This window comes from Limnospira sp. PMC 1279.21 (assembly GCF_032349615.1).
Taxonomy (GTDB): domain Bacteria; phylum Cyanobacteriota; class Cyanobacteriia; order Cyanobacteriales; family Microcoleaceae; genus Limnospira; species Limnospira fusiformis.
The window spans coordinates 1-20,407 of the sequence record NZ_JARPLU010000054.1; the positions used below are offsets into that span (position 1 = coordinate 1).

Annotated in this window: 16 protein-coding genes; 9 read left to right on the plus strand and 7 right to left on the minus strand. The window is 44.7% G+C overall.

Annotated features, from left to right (window positions below; all coding sequences use genetic code 11):
* Positions 1-156 precede the first annotated feature (156 nt).
* Positions 157-768, plus strand: coding sequence for a class I SAM-dependent methyltransferase (locus tag P5683_RS10510; RefSeq protein ID WP_006624402.1), 612 nt, complete (start codon positions 157-159; stop codon positions 766-768).
* A gap of 834 nt (positions 769-1,602) precedes the next feature.
* Here P5683_RS10510 and P5683_RS10515 read toward each other — a convergent pair.
* Both P5683_RS10515 and acsF read right to left on the minus strand, forming a co-directional pair.
* Complete coding sequence (locus P5683_RS10515; RefSeq protein WP_006624403.1) at positions 1,603-2,301, minus strand: HAD-IA family hydrolase; 699 nt, start codon at positions 2,299-2,301, stop codon at positions 1,603-1,605.
* A gap of 165 nt (positions 2,302-2,466) precedes the next feature.
* Positions 2,467-3,543: a magnesium-protoporphyrin IX monomethyl ester (oxidative) cyclase gene (gene acsF / locus P5683_RS10520; protein ID WP_006624404.1), complete on the minus strand. Its 1,077-nt coding sequence runs from the start codon at positions 3,541-3,543 to the stop codon at positions 2,467-2,469.
* A gap of 270 nt (positions 3,544-3,813) precedes the next feature.
* Here acsF and P5683_RS10525 point away from each other — a divergent pair, with 270 nt between their 5' ends.
* Genes P5683_RS10525 through P5683_RS10535 form a run of 3 tightly spaced genes read left to right on the plus strand, consistent with a single transcriptional unit; the run spans position 3,814 to position 6,251 of the window.
* Positions 3,814-4,290 (plus strand): NINE protein, encoded by a 477-nt coding sequence (locus P5683_RS10525; RefSeq protein ID WP_006668688.1) that lies wholly within the window; start codon positions 3,814-3,816, stop codon positions 4,288-4,290.
* A gap of 2 nt (positions 4,291-4,292) precedes the next feature.
* Positions 4,293-5,621 carry a guanine deaminase gene (gene guaD / locus P5683_RS10530; RefSeq protein ID WP_008052362.1) on the plus strand — a complete coding sequence of 443 codons (1,329 nt, stop codon included), beginning with the start codon at positions 4,293-4,295 and terminating at the stop codon, positions 5,619-5,621.
* A 12-nt stretch (positions 5,622-5,633) separates the two neighbouring features.
* Positions 5,634-6,251 (plus strand): TIGR04282 family arsenosugar biosynthesis glycosyltransferase, encoded by a 618-nt coding sequence (locus P5683_RS10535; protein WP_008052361.1) that lies wholly within the window; start codon positions 5,634-5,636, stop codon positions 6,249-6,251.
* Positions 6,252-6,292: 41 nt separating this feature from the next.
* Here P5683_RS10535 and P5683_RS10540 read toward each other — a convergent pair whose 3' ends face one another.
* From P5683_RS10540 to P5683_RS10560, 5 genes are all read right to left on the minus strand, one after another.
* A complete protein-coding gene (locus P5683_RS10540) occupies positions 6,293-7,918 on the minus strand; it encodes an S-layer homology domain-containing protein (RefSeq protein ID WP_315639828.1) in 1,626 nt (541 codons plus the stop codon).
* 410 nt (positions 7,919-8,328) lie between these two features.
* Entirely contained in the window at positions 8,329-9,231 is a 903-nt protein-coding gene (locus tag P5683_RS10545; protein WP_315639826.1) for a sugar ABC transporter permease, read from the minus strand.
* A 75-nt stretch (positions 9,232-9,306) separates the two neighbouring features.
* The gene (locus tag P5683_RS10550) at positions 9,307-11,037 is read right to left on the minus strand and encodes a SulP family inorganic anion transporter (protein WP_006624412.1); all 1,731 of its coding nucleotides are present in this window, start codon (positions 11,035-11,037) and stop codon (positions 9,307-9,309) included.
* Positions 11,038-11,325: 288 nt separating this feature from the next.
* Positions 11,326-13,017, minus strand: a complete 1,692-nt coding sequence (locus tag P5683_RS10555) for a SulP family inorganic anion transporter (RefSeq protein ID WP_315639825.1) — start codon at positions 13,015-13,017, stop codon at positions 11,326-11,328.
* A 669-nt stretch (positions 13,018-13,686) separates the two neighbouring features.
* The gene (locus P5683_RS10560; RefSeq protein WP_006668695.1) at positions 13,687-14,862 is read right to left on the minus strand and encodes a hypothetical protein; all 1,176 of its coding nucleotides are present in this window, start codon (positions 14,860-14,862) and stop codon (positions 13,687-13,689) included.
* Positions 14,863-14,911: 49 nt separating this feature from the next.
* Here P5683_RS10560 and P5683_RS10565 point away from each other — a divergent pair, with 49 nt between their 5' ends.
* The 5 genes from P5683_RS10565 (at position 14,912) to P5683_RS10585 (ending at position 20,401) form a co-directional block, all read left to right on the plus strand.
* A complete protein-coding gene (locus P5683_RS10565; protein ID WP_006668696.1) occupies positions 14,912-15,115 on the plus strand; it encodes a hypothetical protein in 204 nt (67 codons plus the stop codon).
* Positions 15,115-17,058 (plus strand): long-chain fatty acid--CoA ligase, encoded by a 1,944-nt coding sequence (locus P5683_RS10570; protein ID WP_046321410.1) that lies wholly within the window; start codon positions 15,115-15,117, stop codon positions 17,056-17,058. Before P5683_RS10565 ends, P5683_RS10570 begins: the two co-directional genes overlap by 1 nt.
* A 211-nt stretch (positions 17,059-17,269) precedes the next feature.
* On the plus strand, positions 17,270-17,719 hold the full coding sequence (locus P5683_RS10575; RefSeq protein WP_315639824.1) for a YlqD family protein: 450 nt from the start codon (positions 17,270-17,272) through the stop codon (positions 17,717-17,719).
* A 190-nt stretch (positions 17,720-17,909) separates the two neighbouring features.
* Entirely contained in the window at positions 17,910-19,184 is a 1,275-nt protein-coding gene (locus P5683_RS10580; RefSeq protein ID WP_006624421.1) for a dihydrolipoamide acetyltransferase family protein, read from the plus strand.
* A gap of 158 nt (positions 19,185-19,342) precedes the next feature.
* Positions 19,343-20,401 (plus strand): zinc-dependent alcohol dehydrogenase family protein, encoded by a 1,059-nt coding sequence (locus P5683_RS10585; protein ID WP_006668698.1) that lies wholly within the window; start codon positions 19,343-19,345, stop codon positions 20,399-20,401.
* The last annotated feature ends 6 nt before the right edge of the window (positions 20,402-20,407 follow it).

Genomic DNA, 20,407 nt, shown 5'->3' on the forward strand with positions numbered 1-20,407 from the left:
TATCGTCGCATTGTCAGGCAATAGCCGGATAAATGTCGCGTAAATGTATCAGATATATATTCCGGTGCGTCAGAGTTACCAGTGTTTCTGGTGACCCAAAAGCTCCTGGGTCTGACGCTACCTTACTATTTTCTATGTGGGGGATATCTTTAATCTATGACTGACAGCTTTTTTCAGAATAAACAATCGTTTTTTGACCGCTGGGCTCCTTTTTATGATTTCCTGCTGACCACGGTTTTCTATCAGGCTGTACATAAGCGTTTATTGGAGTTTGCGGAGTTTCCTAATTCCGCTAATATTCTTGATATTGGCTGTGGTACAGGACGACTGCTACAGCGTTTGGCTAAACAGTTTCCTGACCTTCAGGGGACGGGGTTGGACTTATCTCCTCAAATGATTAAAGAGGCGAAAAACCAAAATGTCTATGGCGATCGCCTACAGTTTCTACAGGGGAATGTTGAGGCTTTACCTTTTCCTGAGTCGAGTTTTGATGCCGTTTTTTGTACTATCAGTTTTCTCCATTATCCTCACCCTGAATTCGTCCTAGCAGAAATTAAACGGGTTTTGCGATCGCAGGGAGTTTTTTATCTGGCTGATTATACCGTTAATGATTGGACTGAATATCGAGAGGTTGCTGTCTCTCCTGGTAAGTTGCGGTGGTACAGCCGCAAAAAAAGGGAACAGTTGGCTAATTCTGCGGGTTTGTCTTGTTTGGGTCATCACTATTTAATCGGTCCGGTTCTCCTCACTAAGTTTGTTAATTATTAACCAATGAACTGCCTCTTATTTTCACTTCCTCTCCGTCCGGGATAGGCTGCGGAAAGCGGTTATGCACATAATCGCCTTTTTGTCAATAGGTAGAAAATTGGCCGTCCCCTTTTTCCCAAAAACTCGTGCATCGCCAGCTTAATTTTTTCCTCAGAGAATAACTTTAAGCGCCATATAATCAGGGTTGTAGCCTTTTTTTTGGCATATAGACACAGCAACCCCTTGGGTGCGATTTATTTGAGTGTATCACAACCCCCATAATCTCGTCAACTATTTGCGAGCGATTAGCAATAAAATCGTAATAAATCTTAACAATCTTTGTGATATTAAATTCATCTGGCGGTATAAATTAGTTAAACTTATGTTTTTGGGGGTGATCATGGCTGTTGGGGGTTAATAACCCAACCTAGGATCGAAAGGCGATCGCCTCCCAACGAGAAAATTAATCAACTCAAACCTCCCCCCGAAACGGCTATGCACATAATCGCCTTTTTGTCAATAGGTAGAAAATTGGCCGTCCCCTTTTTCCCAAAAACTCGTGCATCGCCAGCTTAATTTTTTCCTCAGAGAATAACTTTAAGCGCCATATAATCAGGGTTGTAGCCTTTTTTTTGGCATATAGACACAGCAACCCCTTGGGTGCGATTTATTTGAGTGTATCACAACCCCCATAATCTCGTCAACTATTTGCGAGCGATTAGCAATAAAATCGTAATAAATCTTAACAATCTTTGTGATATTAAATTCATCTGGCGGTATAAATTAGTTAAACTTATGTTTTTGGGGGTGATCATGGCTGTTGGGGGTTAATAACCAAACCTAGGAGAATATCGCCTAAACTTGCGCGGGGGAAACCCGGTGATGATCAGGTTCAAAAGCCGGAAGATGCCAATATTCTGGTTTAAAATCTTCTAGGGAAGTCAGGACTTGATCAGCTTGTTGATAGGCGCTGTAGTCCATTTCTGGCGGTGGAATAGCCACCACATACATTCCCGCTTGTCGCGCAGCCATTACCCCAGCGAGGGAGTCTTCAAACACTAGGCAATTTTCAGGTTTAGCACCTAGTCGTTTAGCCGCAATTAAGAATATATCTGGTGCGGGTTTTCCTCTGGTTAATTCCGGGTCATCTCCTCTGACAATACAGCGGAATAGGGAAAACCAGGCTTGATGGGGTTGGGTTTTGGCGGTAAAGGGTCTGGTAGCAGAACTGGTGGCGACGGCTTGGGGGATATTGTGGTTAGCGAGGTGATGGGTAAGCCGAACTATTCCGGGTAGGGGGGGAACTTGGGGATAGTATTGATAGATAATTGCGTCTTTTTCCTGCAAAAATGCTTCGGGGGTTAGGGGTAATTGCAGGGTTTCTACAATTAAGGCGGCGGAGTCTTTAGACTTACGACCACAAAGTTGATATTGTAGGGTTCTGTCAATGGTTTTACCATAACGGTTAGCGATCGCCTGATTTACTTGAGCATGGAGAGGCTCAGTATCTAATAGTATACCGTCAAGATCATAAATAACGTGGGTGATCGCCATAACCAATAAGGTAGGAATTACTTGGAGTTTTGGGCTAGTTAGGTGTTATTTAACTACGGAAACTAGGGAGACATAAGCCTTGTCTGTCCTAGTTATGGTGTTTGATGTTGGGTGGAGACACCCCCCCGTAAATGGGGGGGGAGGTAGGTAGGTGTTCAGTGACAATTAGCGAACTACACCATGACTGGGTTCTACATTAATGGGTTTGAGTAGGTACAGGTTTAAGAACTGCCAACCATTAGAGATGTAGTGGGGTAGTTTTTGGAAGAACTTGACGAAACCAGGTGCGTTAGAATTAGCGATCGCACTAAGTTTTTCATTAGTCTTCACGCACTCATCAAGACGTTGGTAGAAACTGGGGTGATTGACATTAAGGATAATGGGGAACACCCGACCAGCAGTTTCGTTAGTTTTTTCGATTACTTCGATGTCATAATCGCGAGCATTCAAGCCAATAGCCGCATAGAAGTCCGCACGCTGTAGGTCATTTAGATACATAGTCGCGAACACAGATAGCAGGAAGAAGCGACACCATAGGCGAGCTTTCCAGTCGTTCAACAGGCTAGGCTGAGACTTGAGTATCGCATCAAAGAAATCACCGTGGCGGTTTTCATCCTGACACCAGTTTTCAAAGAAACGGAAAATCGGGTAAATCCGATCTTCTGGATGAGCTTCTAAATGGCGATAGATTTTGATGTAACGCCAGTAACCAATCTTCTCAGAAAGATAGGTAGCGTAGAAGATAAACTTGGGTTTAAAGAAGGTGTACTTCCGGCTTTTGGTGAGAAAACCCAGATCCAGAGATAAGTTAAAATCGGACAGAGCTTTGTTAAGGAAACCGGCATGGCGTGCTTCATCTCGTGACATGAGCAAGAAGCATTCAGCCAAGACAGGGCTTTTTTCTTTAAGGCGACGGCTGAGTTCTTTGTAAAGCAGGAAGCCAGAAAATTCGGCGGTGCAGGAACGCTCTAAAAACTCTACAAAAACCTTGCGAGTTTCGCCATCAATGTGGTCCCAGGACTGTTCAAACTCTTCGTCACGGACAAAGTGATGACGGTTGTAGTCAACCCGGAACTCTTCCAAGATCGCCCTGATTTCCTCTTCATTAGCAGAGATGTCCATTTTTTCCATCTCTTCAAAATCTGTGGTGTAGAACCGAGGTGTCAGGATGGTTTCCTTAGCTGGAACCTTAACCCCAGGACGTATCTCTTCAAATGTGGGTTTTTTCAGGGAATCTACCATAATGCTCGTGTTTTATTAATTATTGCAAGGGACTTGGTGTGGGCGATGGGCTACTATGGGCTGAACATCGCCCTTTAGTTAAAATGACCAACCCGCTTGGGGCTGCAATCAAAAGCGTTTAATATGCAACGCATTCCAGTCTAGCAAGTAATGGTGTCGCCTGCATAGTCAATTCGGTTAAGAATTGCTACACCTACTGCTGTTCAGCAAAGATATTTCAGATGTGCGATCATGGTTATAGTCCCTTGATGTCAGGACTTGGAGGTTATCGTGAAAAAAATTACCACGAGTTATATACTATGGGCGATCGGCTTGATTACTCCCATCAGTGGTTTACATCGCCTGTACAATGGCCAGATTGTCACCGGTGTAATTTGGATGTGTACTTTGGGACTGTTCAAAGTTGGCCAGTTGGTGGATGTATTTTTGATTCCCAGTATGGTGGAGGAATATAATGCTAAAGCACAGGCCAGGCTGGGAGTTGCGCCGGACGGTTCCCCACTTCCCGAAAGTAACCCAGTGACCTTAATTGTGACTGGAGACTTGCAGGAACGTCTGCGAATGAGATTACTACAGGCAGCGGCGGCGCGGGGTGGTAAACTGTCAGTTACTCAGGGAGTCATGGCAACCGGCGCGGACTTTGAACGGGTGGAAAATGTTTTAAATGATATGTTCAAAAGGGGTTATGTGAGTATTACCAACGACCCTGATTCTGGTATTGTGATTTATGATTTCCACGAGTTATAAATATGTACGGAGTTCGCAGCGCTTTTCTGGATTTTATTGATGATCCGTTTGTGGTGTCTCCCACGGAAAGCTATCGCTATCTTGAGGATGGGTTATTAATTGTTGAGGATGGCAAAATTAAGGCTTTCGGTTCCTATGACCATATCCGAACCGATTATCCTGAAATTGAGATTATCGACTATAGCCAAAGGTTGATCATCCCTGGTTTTGTTGATACTCATGTTCACTATCCACAAACGGAGATTATTGCTTCCTATGGGGAACAGCTTTTGCAGTGGTTAGAAAAATATGCTTTTCCCGGTGAGGAAAGGTTCAAAGACCCATTACACGCTCGCGAGGTCGCCGGGTTCTTTTTTGATGAGTTGGCGCGGAATGGCACGACTACAGCGGTGGTAATGACAACGGTTTTCCCAGAGTCAACCCGGGTATTTTTTGAGGAAGCACAAAGTCGTAATATTCGGGCGATCGCTGGTCAGGTGATGATGGACAGAAATGCACCTGAGTCCCTATTGGATAACCCGGAAACTGCCTACCACAATAATAAAGATTTGATTAAAGAATGGCATAATCGCGGTCGGTTGTGCTATACAATTACTCCGAGGTTTGCGATAACTTCGACCCCAGAACAGTTGGAAGTAGCCGGACAACTAAAACGAGAATTTCCTGATGTGTATGTTCATACTCATTTATCAGAAAATCAAGAAGAATTAGTGACGGTTTCCCAATTGTTTCCTGAGTGTAAAGATTATTTGGAGGTATACGAAAAAGCGGGTTTAGTAGGCGATCGCTCAATTTTTGCCCACGGCATTTATTTAAGCAATTCCGAGTTTAAACGTTTGTCCGAAGCGGGTTCAGCCATAGCTTTCTGTCCGACTTCCAATATGTTCATTGGTAGTGGATTATTTAATCTGAAAGAGGCGAAATCACCCGCGCACCCCATAGCGGTAGGTTTAGCCAGTGATGTGGGTGCGGGAACCAGTTTTTCCATGCTAAAAACCATGTCCGCCGCCTATAAAGTCACCCAGCTACAAAAGCAAACTCTGTCACCATTGCCAGCCTTTTATTTAGCTACCCTAGGGGGTGCTAAAGCCATTCATTTAGACTCATATATCGGCAACTTTCAAATAGGGAAAGAATCCGATTTTATTGTATTAAATTGGCAAGCCACACCATTAATGGCATTCCGCCACCCTCAGCATAGCATAGAATCAGTGGAAAAACTCAACGAAATCCTATTTTCTCTGATGATTTTAGGGGACGATCGCAGCATTGATGCTACCTATATTGGGGGGAACCTAGCCTATCGCAACCCTGATTATATGACCTGGTAAAATTGTCAAATTATGGAACATTTAATTGTTTTCACCCGTTACCCAGAACCCGGTCAAACCAAAACGCGACTAATTCCGGCACTGGGTATTGAAGGCGCGGCGAAACTACATCGCCAAATGACCGAAAAAGCGATCGCCACAGTGGAAAAACTCCAGGAATTGCGTCCCATTTCCACAGAAATTAAATTCACAGGAACTACCCTAAGTCAAATGCAAGATTGGTTAGGGTGTCATCTGTGTTATAATCCTCAAGTAGGGGGGAATTTAGGCGAGAGAATGTCCGAAGCATTCCAGTCAGCATTTAACCGTAAATATAGGTCGGTAGTGATGATTGGAAGCGACTGTCCAGCCATCACTTCCCATATCCTTAGTCAAGCCTTCCAGCTACTCCAGCAGTTTGATATAGTCCTGGGACCCGCGACGGACGGCGGATATTATTTAATCGGACTGTCAAGGTTTATCCCCGAAATATTTGAGGGAGTGAATTGGGGAACCGAATTAGTCTGGAAACAAACGATTTCTATCTGTCATCATCTTAACATAGCGGTTGCTAATTTAACCATTTTGACTGATATTGACAGACCAGAAGACTTAGAAAAACTCACAGATCCCATATCGGAAATTATCTAAAATCATCAGATCAGGGAATAACTGTGAGTCCAGTCTATTGGCTACGGTTGAATATAGCCGGTATCCTGCAAAAACCGTGTTACATCTGCTAATAAATCGGATATATTTCTATCCTCAAAAAGCGATCGCACTTTTCGCCACCCCAACTCTCCCTGACCGAGGGAATATTGATTAGCCATATAAGCGGCGATCACCCCGCGAACATCCTGATTTTGGCGGTGTCGTTGTTCAATATCTCGCCAAATGCGATCGAGGTGAAGGGTCACAAATTCCGGATAATTAGCAGTGACATTTTGAAATTGTCCAGCGCGATATTCCCAAATTATCAGAGGGACCTGTGATTGAGATTGTAGATTAAATTCCCGCGCAAATCGGTAATCATACCCCACAAATCTGGGTAAGCCATCATCAGTAATTTCGGTTAAATCATAGTGCCAAATACCCCAACTTTTAGGAATAATACCATATTGCTTGGCTAAGGGTCTATAATGGTAAATCAGCGAGTAATAACCGCCACTTTGGAGGTCTACAATTAACTCAGGTTCCCTATCTCCATTTAAATCGATGGTGCGGACATCTAAAAGCCTGATGGTATCTAAGTTACTTGATATCAAATTCTTGAGGATATCTTCTGGTATATTATCATCTAAAACAACCTCTCCGCGCCGCGTAATTTTCAAGCTAAATTGAGGACTAGGGCGAGGGTTAAAATCAAATTCTGCTAGTAAATTCTCAAATTCAATAGTTTTGTTAATGGGTTCTTGTGGTAGCAATGCTTGGGATGGTGGTTGAAAAAATTGAGTTTCAGTAGGTGGAGAATGGGGGATTTGTTGAGGTGATTCTGATGGGGTTTCGGGGGGTTTATTGATGGAAATATCGGCGGGACTTGATGGAGTTTCGGCGGGTTCGGACTCGGTAACTGCTTGGGTTTCTGGGGTAGTCAGTGGCATTTTTGCTAAGGGTTGATCATCCACAGAAATGCGGGCAATATACTGAGAAGGAACTAAGGCATTTTCATCAAAGTTAGTGATAGCCTGACAGATAAATGTAGCTACATCAGCCCTAGTCGCCGGACGGTTAGGCTGCAATTGTCTAACATTAGGATAGTTAACGACTAACCAATTTTCAGTGGCGGCGGCGATCGCTTCTTTAGCATAATCAGGAATGGTGGCGCTATCGATAAAAACATCTCCCAATTGTTCAGGAGACAACTGCTGGGGCTTAAATCCTAAACCATTGCTAATAGCCACCAGGGCTTGTACCCTAGGAATATTAACCAGAGGATTAAAAACACTACCGATATATCCTGATAAAAACCCTTTTTGACTAGCCAGACTAATGGCATCATAAGCCCAAAAATCTGTGGGAATATCGACAAAATTCTGGCGGCGGCGGGTGGGTTGTACTCTCGGAAATGCTTGATTAACCAGGGCGGCGAATTCAGCGCGGGTAATGGGGTTATTAGGGCGGAAGGTGTTGTCACTGTAGCCGGTAATAATTTGGCGATCGGCTAATTCCTTAATACAAGGCTGCGCCCAATGGTTTTGGACATCTGTAAAACCAGCCTCCCCGACAGGGAAAGCTGGGTTAGTTTGGGATGGGTGGGTTATCAAAACTGCGATCGCTGCGACTAAGGTAAGTATGATATGCCATCGATTGGTTTTCATAATTCGTTATTTGTTGCGTCTCTCACACCATTTACTTACCCTATTTTGTCTGACAATTAGCCGTTTGTGTGAAAAATTTTAACTTTCCGTGTTTTCGGGTATCCAACCTAACAGCAAGTAGATGCAGCCTAAATAAAACACCGCTGGGATTAACATTCTCAGCCAGTCGAAATCAGCCATGATCATATTTCTCCTTGTTGACCCTAAGTTACGTTGTTACTACGGTTGAAGAACTCCCCTTTCAGTTTGGTTAAGATATGATTTATCCTGGGTCTGTTGACCCTAAGCCTATATATTGACGGGCAATTCCATCTACTTCTATTATGGCTTAATTTCAGGAATTTAGCAAAAAAATTAGGGGAAAGTATGAACTATGGTCGCTGGTCTGCCCCTAGTCCGGGGGGATGATTTCACCAAGTAGCCTGGTTTTGATTACCTGTTAAACGGTTAACAATTAACCGGAGTAATGATAAACTAAAAACTATTCCAAATAGCACTAATCCAATGGTGCAGGCATAACCAATATCTAAGTTTTGAAAAGCCCTTTCATAGAGATAATAAACAATGGTTTTAGAACTATTTAAGGGGCCGCCTTGGGTCATGATATAAACTTCTTCAAATACCTTGGTAGCGGAAATGGCAGAAATTACCGAGACTAAAATTATATAAGGTGTCATTAAAGGTAAGGTGATATCCCAATGACTTTGCCACCCGTCGGAACCGTCTAAACTAGCGGCTTCGTAAAGTTCTGCGGGGATAGATTGTAAGCCAGCGAGATAAATTACCATATAATAACCCAATCCTTTCCAAATGGTAACTGCCATGACTGAAAATAAGGCTAAATTAGGATCGGTTAACCAGGGAATTCGGAATTGAGTAGATGAGGGGAGGAAAAATGAGGTAAAATATTGGAGTAATTGATTAAGTAATCCATTCTCTGCATATAACCATTTCCAGGCTAGTCCGGCTACGACCATGGAAATGACAACCGGCACATAATAGGCGGTTCTAAACCAGTGAATGCCACGGAGTTTTTGATTAACTAAAATGGCTAACCCCAAGGGTGCGATCGCCAAAATAGGAACGACTACTATTATATAAAGTCCGGTGTTTTTTAAGGTTTGCCAAAATACTTGATCTTGCCAAAGTCTTTGAAAATTCCCCCAACCGACCCACCGAGGTTCTCGAATTAAGTCATAATCAAAAAAGCTGAGATAAAAGGCTTGTAAGGACGGCCAAAATACAGTGAGGGTTAAAATGAGTAATGCGGGTAATAGAAATAAATAGGGGGTGAAATTAAGTCGCGATCGCATGATAATCTTTGTGAAAAACCAGAAATCCGGAGGCAAACCGGGTTTCTTGAGAGAAGCCCGGTTTGGGGGTAGGGTTCAATTATTGATGGTCAAATCATCTGGAAGAATGGAAGAACCATGAGGATAATTAACTTCGGCAACCTCTGGAATAGGACCAGTAGAGGAACGAACCATAGCCACTGCTGTCTGTAGAGCTTGCATTCTATCCATGACCAAATTATCGGGACTGAGCATTTCAAAAACTCCCAACTTCTGTAAGCGCTGTTTACACTGTCCAGAAGCGCCGACAATGAAAACATGACGACCGAGATCAACAGCTTCTTTAACAGCATTTTCCAAGGCGAGAGAAGAAGTGACCCCCAACAGAGGCACATCACTTAAATCTAAGATGAGAACATCATAGCTACCAATAACTGCGTGTTCACGGGCGATCGCTTTAGATACACCAAAAATCATCGGACCGCTAAGGTGGAAAAGTAGAATGCGACCATTAGCCTGTTTGAGCAATGCTTTTTCATCGGGACTTAGAACAATGTTGTCATCAGCATCAGTAATGGCTTTAACATCCTTAGAACGCAAATCAGTGAGGCGCTGAATAGTGAGGATATTAGCGACAAATAGCCCCAAGCCCACAGCCATAATCAAGTCAACAAAAACAGTTAAACCAATTACCCCATACATAATCAAGGCAGCTTTGACAGATACCTTGTGGGCGCGTTTCAAGAAGCCCCAATCGATGATATCAACACCAACTTTTAAGGCAATACCAGCCAAAACCGCCATAGGGATACTTTGAGTTAAAGGAGCCGCCCACAGCACCACAACTAACAGAATAATTGCACGAGTGAGACCGGATAAAGCCGTGCGACCGCCAGCCTGAATATTAACCACTGTCCCCATAGTAGCTCCCGCCCCAGGAATACCGCCAAACAAACCAGAAGCGAGGTTTCCTAATCCTTGACCAATCAATTCTTTATCAGAGTCGTGTTGATAGCGGGTGAGACTGTCAGAAATCACAGAGGTGAGGAGAGCATCAATACAACCCAACATCCCCAGCACCAAGGAATCAATGAACATGGTCTGGATTTGGCCTGCACTAAATGTAGGAACTTGCAGGGAGGGGAGACCGGTAGGAATTTCACCAATTCGACGAATATCAATATCAGGAAAAGCAATTAGGGAAAATATGGTGACGGCAACCAAGGCTAATAACTGAGGAGGAACCAAGCGTTTTAGCTTACCAGGCATCAACACCAGAATTGCCACAGTGATGAGACCCAAGATGGTTTCAGAGAGGTTAATATTAGTCAGCAGTGATGGTATATTCTGAATAGTACCAATGACACCACCTCTGGGGGGAGCCTGCCCCAAAAAAGGACCGATTTGGAGAACTACGAGAATTATACCAATCCCGGACATAAAGCCGGAGATAACTGTATAGGGCATGAGGGTGACATATTTACCCAGACGCAGAAAACCAAATATAATTTGGACAATCCCTGCCATCATCACCACGGTAAAAGCCATGGCCATGCCGTTTTCATCATTAGCAGCGGTGAGGTTAGCAATAACAGCAGTCATAACCACGGTCATGGGACCGGTAGGCTCAGAAATGAGGGTTGGGGTTCCCCCAAACAGAGCAGCAAAAAAACCAACTAGGACGGCTCCATATAGGCCAGCAGCCGGACCAGCACCGGAAGCGACACCGAAGGCTAGAGCCATGGGTAGGGCAATGATAGCAGCAGTCATGCCACCAAAGATATCGCCCCGAACGTTTCTAAAATGAATATGATTCAGGAGTTGCATGATAAGGGAAAACAGTTAACAACCAGGTATTTATCGCTATTAATCTATAAAAAAACTACGATTCATAGATTGAAATGAATCATAAAGCCAAAATAAATATTTGTCTACACATTTTCTTAATTTTTTCTGATAGAGCCACCCCTGACCAGCTTATGGGATATTTCGGTGATTATGGCTAGGTTCGGGGGGCTGAGTCCCTAGCTGGTAGGGTGCGTCAGATAGAGAAAATGGGAAGGAATAGGGGATAATTGATTGCTGACGCACCAGAAAAATTATCTCGCCCTACAGCTAGGAGAGATCAGCATTAGTGGTGATGCTGGGCTGTTTTTGCTTGACGATCGCTAAACCTTCTTTGAGTGCTGTTAAGCGATCGCCCATCCAATAATTACCAGGAATTAAGCCAGCAATGCCCAATTTTTCTAACCTGCCTTTCACCTTACCAGTTGCACCGACTACAATCACATCACGACCGGCATCAATTGCCTCTGTAATGGAACTTTCAATAGCCAAGGAAGAAGTCACGCCCAAAATTGGCACTTCACTTAAATCAACAATCAACACATCATAACTATTAATAGCCTGATGTTCTCGGGAAATAGCTTTAGCCACCCCAAAAATCATCGGACCACTCAAATGGAACAGCAGAACCCGGCCATTTGCCAAGTCTAAAATTTCTTTTTCTTGAGCATTTAGAACAATTTGGTCATCGGCATCAGTGATAGCTTTTACAGACTGAGACTGAAACTCATTCAGACGTTCAATAGTCAAGATATTGGCAATAAAGACACCGACAGCGACGGCTACCATTAAATCAACAAATACGGTGAGGATAACGACACCATAAACAATGCCAGCGGCTTTCCAAGAAATTTGGTGAACCCGCTTTAAAAATCCCCAATCAATGATATTAATACCGACTTTGAGGACAATAGCTGCCAAAACTGCTAAAGGGATACCAGAGGTTAAAGGTGCTGCCCATAACACGACAATTAACAATATAACAGCGCGAGTAATTCCAGCTAAGGCGGTGCGTCCTCCTGCGTAAATACTGACGACGGTGGCTGTGGTGGCTCCTGAACCGGGAATACCACCGCACAAACCAGTAATTAAATTGGCTGCACCCTGACCGATTAATTCTTTATTGGAGTTATGTTCGGTGCGGGTGAGACTATCTGATACTAAACAAGTTAACAGACAATCAATAGAACCGACCATTCCTAAGACCATAGCATTGACAAACATTAACCGCAAATCTTCTTGGGTAAATGTGGGCATTTGTGGTTCAGGAAAGCCGGGGGTAATTTCACCAATGGTGGAAATTGTCCGAATTTCTACGCCACTAAATACGACTAAGGAAATGATTGTACCAATGAGTAAAGCGACGAGTTGAGGAGGTACAACTTTTTTGAGATTAGCTGGATAAAAGAACAGAATAGCTAAAGTAATTGACCCTAAAATAGTTTCCCAAGGATTAATATTGGAAATTATATCGGGAAAATTTCTGATGACACCAATTACGCCACCAGGGGGGGTTGCTTGACCCAGGAAGGGGGCTATTTGTAGAAAAATCAGAATCACGCCAATTCCGGTCATAAACCCGGAAATCACGTTATAGGGCAGCATGGTAATATACTTACCTAATTTTAAAACCCCAAAGATAATTTGAAAGATACCGGCGAGCATGACTACGGTAAAAGCCATGGCTAAACCGTTTTCTGGGTTCTTAGCCATTAATTCGGCTATGACTGCTGTGATAATGACGGTCATGGGACCTGTGGGTTCAGAAATTAGGCTAGGAGTTCCGCCAAATAAGGAAGCAAAAAATCCGATTAATATTGCGCCCCATAAACCAGCAGAAGCCCCCGCCCCAGAGGCGATTCCGAAAGCTAGGGACATAGGTAAAGCGACGACGGCGGCGGTTAAACCACCAAATATGTCGCCTTTGAGATTACGAAAATGTATGGTATTAATAATCTGCATAAACTAAATATCCTTGTTTTTATGATGATGCACAAAACTATCAGCTAAATTAAAGTAAAATCAACTGAGATTATCGAGTAACTAAGGGAACTATAAAACTGGGATATGGCTGCTTATGAACATGGGGGCGCTGGTGCTGCTGATTACTGAATGCCGGATTCGAGGTAAATTTCCCCCAGATGGACTTCAGCCCAAAGGGTCGGCAACCCGGGTTTACCCTGTACAATTAAATCATAATTGTGCCCACATTCCTCTAAACAATCTACCCCCAATCCAGTTTGGTGAATCAAGTTAATTGGCTCTGCAAGCAGGAGCTTTGCGACTTAGGTATTGAGTCCCCTTTTGATAACTATTCCTATTTGGGTTTACTCTCACAGTTACACCGGGATTATACAGGAGGAGGGGTAAATTTTGACATGAAATTTAATTAATCTCGCTCTAAAGATTAATAAAAACCTAGGAAAACTACGATTGATAAAATGGGGGCAATATGAATAATTACATCAGCAACTATATGGGAAAAATGGCTGTTAATAGTGGCTAATAGTGATGGCAATATCTATATTATTGGTGATTTTAAGTGGTATCATAGACATCAATTAAAAGGCGGGTTATATGGTGTAAAATAACGACAATATACCCGCCTGCATATTTGGAGAAATTTTCGGTTCAAAATCTCTCGCCGACAACGATGCTGCGGACTTCTCCATTGCGACGAATGACGGCTTCCTGGTTAGCAACTGATGATAAACTCCAGCCGCTGGCTGCAATACTTTCACCGACATAAATACGGCGAGCTACTCCATTGACTTCAAATAAGGCGGCGGAACGATCGCCTAATTCCAAAATCCCGACTAAGGTATGAATTCCAGCAGCGGGGGAAGTAGTAGTATCTGGTGACACGGCGGCTGTTTCTTCGGGGGGCGCAGTGGGGGGAGTAGGAATGGCTGGGGGGTCAGGAATGCTGACAGGAGCAGAGGCGGTGGTTTCCTGGGTGGTGGTGGGTGCAGGAGAACTAGAGGCGGTGGTTTCAGGAACTACCCCGGATGCTTGACCCCCTGGGGTAGCCTGTGCTTGTGGCGCTGGTTGTTGATTTTGCTGATTTTGGGCTTGCAGACTTGCCATAACTTGATTAGACAAGGCTGCGGTCTGATTAGAGGCTTCTTGAACTGCCTCTGCGACTCGGTTGATAGCAGCAATTAAATTGTTAGTATTAGCGAGGGCGGCGGCATCAGGGGCTGGGGCGGGAGCTGGAGTGTCAGGAATTGCTAGGGTAGGGAGTTCCATCATTGGGGGAGCGCCGGGGACAGGTTGAGCCATACCTGGTTGAGCGGTTCCAGCTCTGTTACGGCTAATGGCTTCGAGCGATCGCTGTAAATAATTGACAAACTTAGCATCTGCCTGGGTTTGTTGGCTCAACTGAGGATCTACGGCCACAGGTGCGGGGGCAAACAGTCGCCCCAGACCGCCTCTAGTTGCCATCCACAGGGATAAAGTAACGACCAGGGAAGCACAGGCGGCCGCCAATAGAATTTTATCAAAGGAATGAGAGCGATCGGCGTTAGCATCGCGGAGTTGAGTTTCTGCGGAAATAGCAACCTCGCGATCAGCCTCAGTTTCGACGGAAGGCAGAATAATCTGAGGAACCTTAATAGATTGAAGTGAGACAAACTCCGGCTGTACAGGGTCTTTAGGCAGCTTAGTTATACCACTGAGACTGCGATCGATATCCTGAAAGATGTCATCAATGAACTGATCAGCATGAACATCGATCGCCAATGGTTCCATTGGTACTTGTTCTGCCAAATTGACATCATAGTTTTGACGTTGGATTTCCTGAACCATCCCTTTATATCCTCCCGACCCATTGGATCAACCTATACCGATTAATATTATGCGATTGTTTGAACCGATCGCCGTTTCTATCATTAACAAATTTTATCTAAAATTGGGTTGCCACTGTCCTAGGGACAATTATATATCTGTCCCCTTGGGTATCAAAGTTGCTCCAATTAAAGATACCATAATCGAAATAGATACTGCTAATGACGATAAAGATAGCGATCGCCTAATAACTACAGAGCCAATTAACTTATGATGGATAACTCTAACCTAACCGCCCAGTATCAATCTGTTCAATCCTTACCAGAAATTTGGCCAATTCTCGCCCAACAGATCCCGCAACAAGTCGCCCTATTTAACCCCCACAGTCAGCCAGAAGTACAAATCACCTATAGCGACCTGTGGACTCAGATCCAACAATTTGCGGCCGGACTGCAACAATTGGGAGTTGAACCCGCCGAGGACTTACCCAATCGCGTCGCCTTATTTGCTGATGATAGTCCCCGGTGGATGATTGCTGATCAAGGTATTCTCACCGCCGGAGCTGCTAATGTGGTGAGAGGTGCGACCGCCGACCCTCAAGAACTCGCCTATATTCTCCAAAATAGTGGGAGTACGGGGTTAGTAGTCGATAACCTAGCCTTACTGCACAAGTTAGAAAAAGCGATCCAAGATTTGCCGATTCGGTTTGTGGTGTTACTGTCGGATGAAGACATAACGGCTGAGGATAGCCTAAGTATACCCATTGTCAACTTTAGCCAACTGATGACTAAGGGTGAGGATATGACTTTGTTAAATCCCCCCACTACCAAACTGGAAGATTTAGCGACTCTGCTTTATACCTCTGGGACAACCGGGAAACCCAAGGGGGTGATGTTAACTCACCGGAATTTTTTGCACCAACTGATTACTATTGCTGATGTGATTGCGCCGCAACCGGGGGAAATTGTCCTGAGTATTCTGCCGACGTGGCATAGTTTGGGGCGGAGTGGACAATATTATTTTCTGTCCCGGGGAACCATGGTGATTTATACTAATATCCGCTATTTTAAGCAGGATTTGCAGGAGTTTAAGCCTCAGTATATGGTTAGTGTGCCTCGGATTTGGGAATCGATTTATGAGGCGGCGCAGAAGCAGTTTCGTGATGGACCCGCCACCCGGCAAAAGTTGGTTAATTTCTTCTTTGGGATGAGCAACCGCTATATTCAAGCCCGCCGCATTGTACAAAAATTGACAATTCCCGGACAAGGTAGTAACCAGAACTCATCCACAGCTTTGGCTAAATTGCAAACTATTCTGTTAACTCCTGTTCACGCCTTGGGGGATAAATTGATTTATCAGAAGGTGCGGCAGGCTGTGGGGGGAAAACTCAAGTTTGCTATTAGTGGTGGTGGGTCCCTAGCCATGCACTTGGAAAATTTCTATGAAATTGTGGGAATTGACCTGTTGGTGGGTTATGGGTTGACGGAAACTGCTCCGGTTTTGACGGCGCGACGACCTAGCCATAATTTACGGGGTTCTGCGGGGCGACCTATCCCTGAAACGGAAATTCGGATTATTGACCCGGAGACTCGCCAAACCTGTGAACCGGGATATAAGGGGTTGGTTTTGGCGCGGGGTCCCCAGGTGATGACGGGCTATTTTCAAAATCCTGAAGCCACTGATAAGGCTATTGACCCGGAGGGGTGGTTTGATACGGGAGATCTCGGTTGGCTGACTCCTCAGAAAGATTTGGTGTTGACGGGACGAGCAAAAGATACGATTGTGTTAACTAATGGGGAGAATATCGAACCTCAACCGATTGAGGATGCTTGTGTTCGTAGTCCCTATATTGACCAAATCGTTTTGGTTGGTCAAGACCAGAAGTCCCTGGGAGCGCTAATTGTGCCTAATTTGGATGCGCTGAAACAGTGGGCTAGTGGACAGGGTTTGCATCTGCAAGTACCTGGGGAAGAACAACAGGGGGAAACTGAAAATGCGATCGCTATCGATAGTCAGCCTATACAAAGTCTGTTTCGTCAGGAGTTGAACCTTCAGGTCAAAAACCGCCCTAGTTTCCGACCTGATGATCGCATTGGTCAGTTTAGGTTGATTTTGGAACCCTTTAGTATTGATAATGGCCTACTGACCCAGACTTTGAAAATCAAGCGCCCGGTTGTAATGGAACGTTACCGCGATATGATTGACGAGATGTATTAAACGGGGTCAGCAGTAATAGATGGCTCACCTGTGGCTGGTTTGATGGCCTGACGGCGATTAATATAACTTCTGCTGGGTGCGATCGCCTAACTCTTGTCAACTTCTGAACATAAGCTATTGGCGATCGTCATGATGATTTGGTGGTTTAGACCGTCTAAAACACCCCCTGACTCTCGATTACTGAATTGGTGAAAACTACAGGACACTATACATGGAGATTTCTAAAAATCAACTGCTTCTCAAACGTCTCATCAACGTGAAAGCTGTGGTTACCCCTCGCTGGAAAGAAGAAGCACAACAACAACTACAAGCCGAAATTAATCAGCTTGATAGTCAGCTTCAACAACTGGAAATGCAAGGACAACGCATGATTGGGGAACTCAAAAAACAAAGCCTACAACCTCCAGGACCAGAGACTTTGGTTCAAATTGATAATATCCAAAATCAGGTGAATGAACAAAAAAGTAAACTTCTGGATCAGAAAAATCAGATCCTCCAAAAACTTCAGCAATTGCAAACTTGGGAACTAGAACAGGAAGTCCCGCAAGGTCAAATTGACAGTGTATTTGCTGTCGAACAGGGTGATAACTTAATCCGCAAAATGCAGGTAGAAATTCTCCTGCGCGACGGTGTGGTTGAGGAAATACGCGGTGATGTTTAATGGACTGAACGGCGGCAGGCTCTAGGTAAGCCATAGCCCATCACTCATTAATGATTACCTATTTTATCCCATCCTATTTTAAAATGGGTAAACCTGGATATAAATAGGTTAACTAGCCGCTACAATTGATGGCTGGCTTTTCCTCCCCGGTATTTTTATGCCGGGTTTTCCAAGCTAATAGGAGGCTATTATGATTCACGAAGTGTTTATGCCCGCCCTCAGTTCAACTATGACAGAGGGCAAAATTGTATCGTGGCAAAAATCCCCAGGCGATCGCGTCGGGAAAGGGGAAACCGTCCTGATTGTAGAATCAGATAAGGCTGATATGGATGTAGAAGCCTTTTACGAGGGCTTTTTAGCTACCATTATCGTTCCGGAAGGGGGAACCGCTGGGGTCGGTCAAACGATCGCCCTCATTGCCGAAACAGAAGCGGAAATTGAAGAGGCCAAAAAACAAGCCACCGCCACCGCCCCCACCCCATCACCAGAAGCTACCCCTACCCCCTCTGTAGGTACTCCAGAACCTGTGGCCGCTACCGTTGCCATAGATAGCACCCCTAGCCGTCGTAATGGTCGCATTGTCGCTACTCCTCGCGCTCGCAAATTGGCGAAACAACTCAATGTAGACTTAAATAACCTCCAGGGTAGTGGCCCCCACGGTCGCATTGTGGCTGAAGATGTCGAAGCGGCTACCGGAAGGACTCAGACTCCTACCGTTGCGCCTCAACCTACTGTTTCCCCTGTTGCGCCTCCCACACCTATTGCCACCCCCGCACCAGCCCCGGTTCCTTTAGGGGAGGTTGTGGGGATGAATACTCTACAAAATGCCGTAGTCCGCAATATGTTGGCGAGTTTGCAGGTTCCTACTTTCCATGTGGGCTACACTATCACTACCGACAACTTGGATAAACTCTATAAACAGGTTAAGTCCAAAGGTGTGACCATGACCGCTTTGCTGGCTAAGGCGGTGGCAGTTGCTATACAGAAATATCCTATTGTCAATGCCAGTTATGTTGACTCTGGTATTCAGTACAATAAGGCTATTAATATTGCTGTAGCAGTAGCCATGCCCGACGGTGGGTTAATTACTCCCGTACTCTCCAATGCTGATCAGATTGATATTTATTCCCTCTCTCGCACTTGGAAGGATTTAGTCGCCCGCGCCCGCAGCAAACAATTACAACCCCAAGAATACAGCAGCGGAACCTTTACTCTCTCTAACTTGGGGATGTTTGGGGTCGATCGCTTTGATGCCATTTTGCCTCCCGGTCAGGGTTCAATTTTGGCGATCGGTGCTTCTCGTCCTACTGTCGTCGCCACCGATGATGGCATGATGGGAATTAAACCGCAAATGCAGGTTAACATTACCTGCGATCACCGTATCATCTACGGCGCAGATGCCGCAGCTTTCCTGCAATATCTCGCCCAACTGATTGAAACTAACCCTCAATCATTAACCCTGTAGAAACCCATCGAAGCGTCACACTGAATCATTCCCTGGGGAAACCGAAAAATGTGGTGATGTGACCCACCAAACATTAATCATTCCCTGGGGAAACCGAAAAATGTGGTGATGTGACCCACCGACTTAGGAAAACTTTTACTAATGGTAAATTGAAGCAGATGAAAGCCATTGTCATGACCAAAGTTGGGAAACCCGAGGTTTTGCAACTCCAAGAAGTCCCCGACCCGCAAATCAAAACAGCCACCCAAGTTTTAGTCCGACTAAAAGCCGCCGGAGTTAATCCTATTGATACTAAACTCCGCAGTCGTGGCACATTTTATCCTGACCAAATGCCCGCGATTTTAGGCTGTGATGGTGCTGGGATAGTTGAAGCTGTCGGTAGCGCAGTTGAAGATTTTGCCGTTGGTGATGAAGTCTATTTTTGTGATGGTGGACTCGGCGCACAGACCGGAAATTATGCCGAGTTAACAGTAGTAGAAGAAAAATTTATCGCCCGGAAACCTATTTCCCTTGGCTTTGCTGAGGCTGCCGCCGCACCTTTAGTATTAATTACTGCTTGGGAGGCTTTGTACGATCGCGGCAGGTTACAACCCGGACAGCAGGTGCTAATTCATGCTGGGGCTGGAGGTGTTGGTCATGTTGCTATTCAACTAGCTAAACTGCAAGGGGCAGAAGTAGCAACTACTGTGGGATCTACCGAAAACGCAGCTTTTGTTCAAGAGTTAGGGGCTGATTTAGTCATTAACTATAAAGAGGAAGATTTTGTCGAGGCTGTCCTGCATTGGACTCAAGGCGAAGGCGTTGATTTAGCCTTTGATACAGTCGGGAAAGAAACATTTTTTCAGAGTGTTTATGCCGTCCGCAATTATGGAGATATTGTCACCCTATTAGAGCCAGATTTTAGCCTCGGAAATCTCAAGGATGCCCGAACTAAAAATCTGCGGATTTCTTGGGAATTGATGTTAACTCCCATGCTGCAAAATCGCGAGGATGACCAGTTAGACCAAACCAAGATTTTACAGCAGTGTGCCAGGTTAATTGATGAGAATAAGTTGAATATTTTCCTTAACCAAACTTTTCCCCTCGCCGAGGCGGCTGCTTCTCATCAGTTATTGGAAGCTGGGGGAATGAAAGGTAAATTAGCCTTAGTTATCAATGATAATGATGATAGTGATGATGATAGTGATGATGATAGTGATGATGAGAATCAAGGTTAGTTGGTG

Excerpts from the sequence above, each read along its gene's own strand:
- P5683_RS10550 (WP_006624412.1), bottom strand. The coding sequence starts at position 11,037 with ATGCAACTCCTGAATCATATTCATTTTAGAAACGTTCGGGGCGATATC.
- P5683_RS10545 (WP_315639826.1), bottom strand. The coding sequence starts at position 9,231 with ATGCGATCGCGACTTAATTTCACCCCCTATTTATTTCTATTACCCGCA.
- P5683_RS10575 (WP_315639824.1), top strand. The coding sequence starts at position 17,270 with ATGGAGATTTCTAAAAATCAACTGCTTCTCAAACGTCTCATCAACGTG.
- P5683_RS10570 (WP_046321410.1), top strand. The coding sequence starts at position 15,115 with ATGGATAACTCTAACCTAACCGCCCAGTATCAATCTGTTCAATCCTTA.
- P5683_RS10515 (WP_006624403.1), bottom strand. The coding sequence starts at position 2,301 with ATGGCGATCACCCACGTTATTTATGATCTTGACGGTATACTATTAGAT.
- guaD (WP_008052362.1), top strand. The coding sequence starts at position 4,293 with ATGTACGGAGTTCGCAGCGCTTTTCTGGATTTTATTGATGATCCGTTT.
- P5683_RS10540 (WP_315639828.1), bottom strand. The coding sequence starts at position 7,918 with ATGAAAACCAATCGATGGCATATCATACTTACCTTAGTCGCAGCGATC.
- P5683_RS10585 (WP_006668698.1), top strand. The coding sequence starts at position 19,343 with ATGAAAGCCATTGTCATGACCAAAGTTGGGAAACCCGAGGTTTTGCAA.
- P5683_RS10560 (WP_006668695.1), bottom strand. The coding sequence starts at position 14,862 with ATGGTTCAGGAAATCCAACGTCAAAACTATGATGTCAATTTGGCAGAA.
- P5683_RS10565 (WP_006668696.1), top strand. The coding sequence starts at position 14,912 with ATGCGATTGTTTGAACCGATCGCCGTTTCTATCATTAACAAATTTTAT.
- P5683_RS10580 (WP_006624421.1), top strand. The coding sequence starts at position 17,910 with ATGATTCACGAAGTGTTTATGCCCGCCCTCAGTTCAACTATGACAGAG.
- acsF (WP_006624404.1), bottom strand. The coding sequence starts at position 3,543 with ATGGTAGATTCCCTGAAAAAACCCACATTTGAAGAGATACGTCCTGGG.
- P5683_RS10555 (WP_315639825.1), bottom strand. The coding sequence starts at position 13,017 with ATGCAGATTATTAATACCATACATTTTCGTAATCTCAAAGGCGACATA.
- P5683_RS10535 (WP_008052361.1), top strand. The coding sequence starts at position 5,634 with ATGGAACATTTAATTGTTTTCACCCGTTACCCAGAACCCGGTCAAACC.
- P5683_RS10510 (WP_006624402.1), top strand. The coding sequence starts at position 157 with ATGACTGACAGCTTTTTTCAGAATAAACAATCGTTTTTTGACCGCTGG.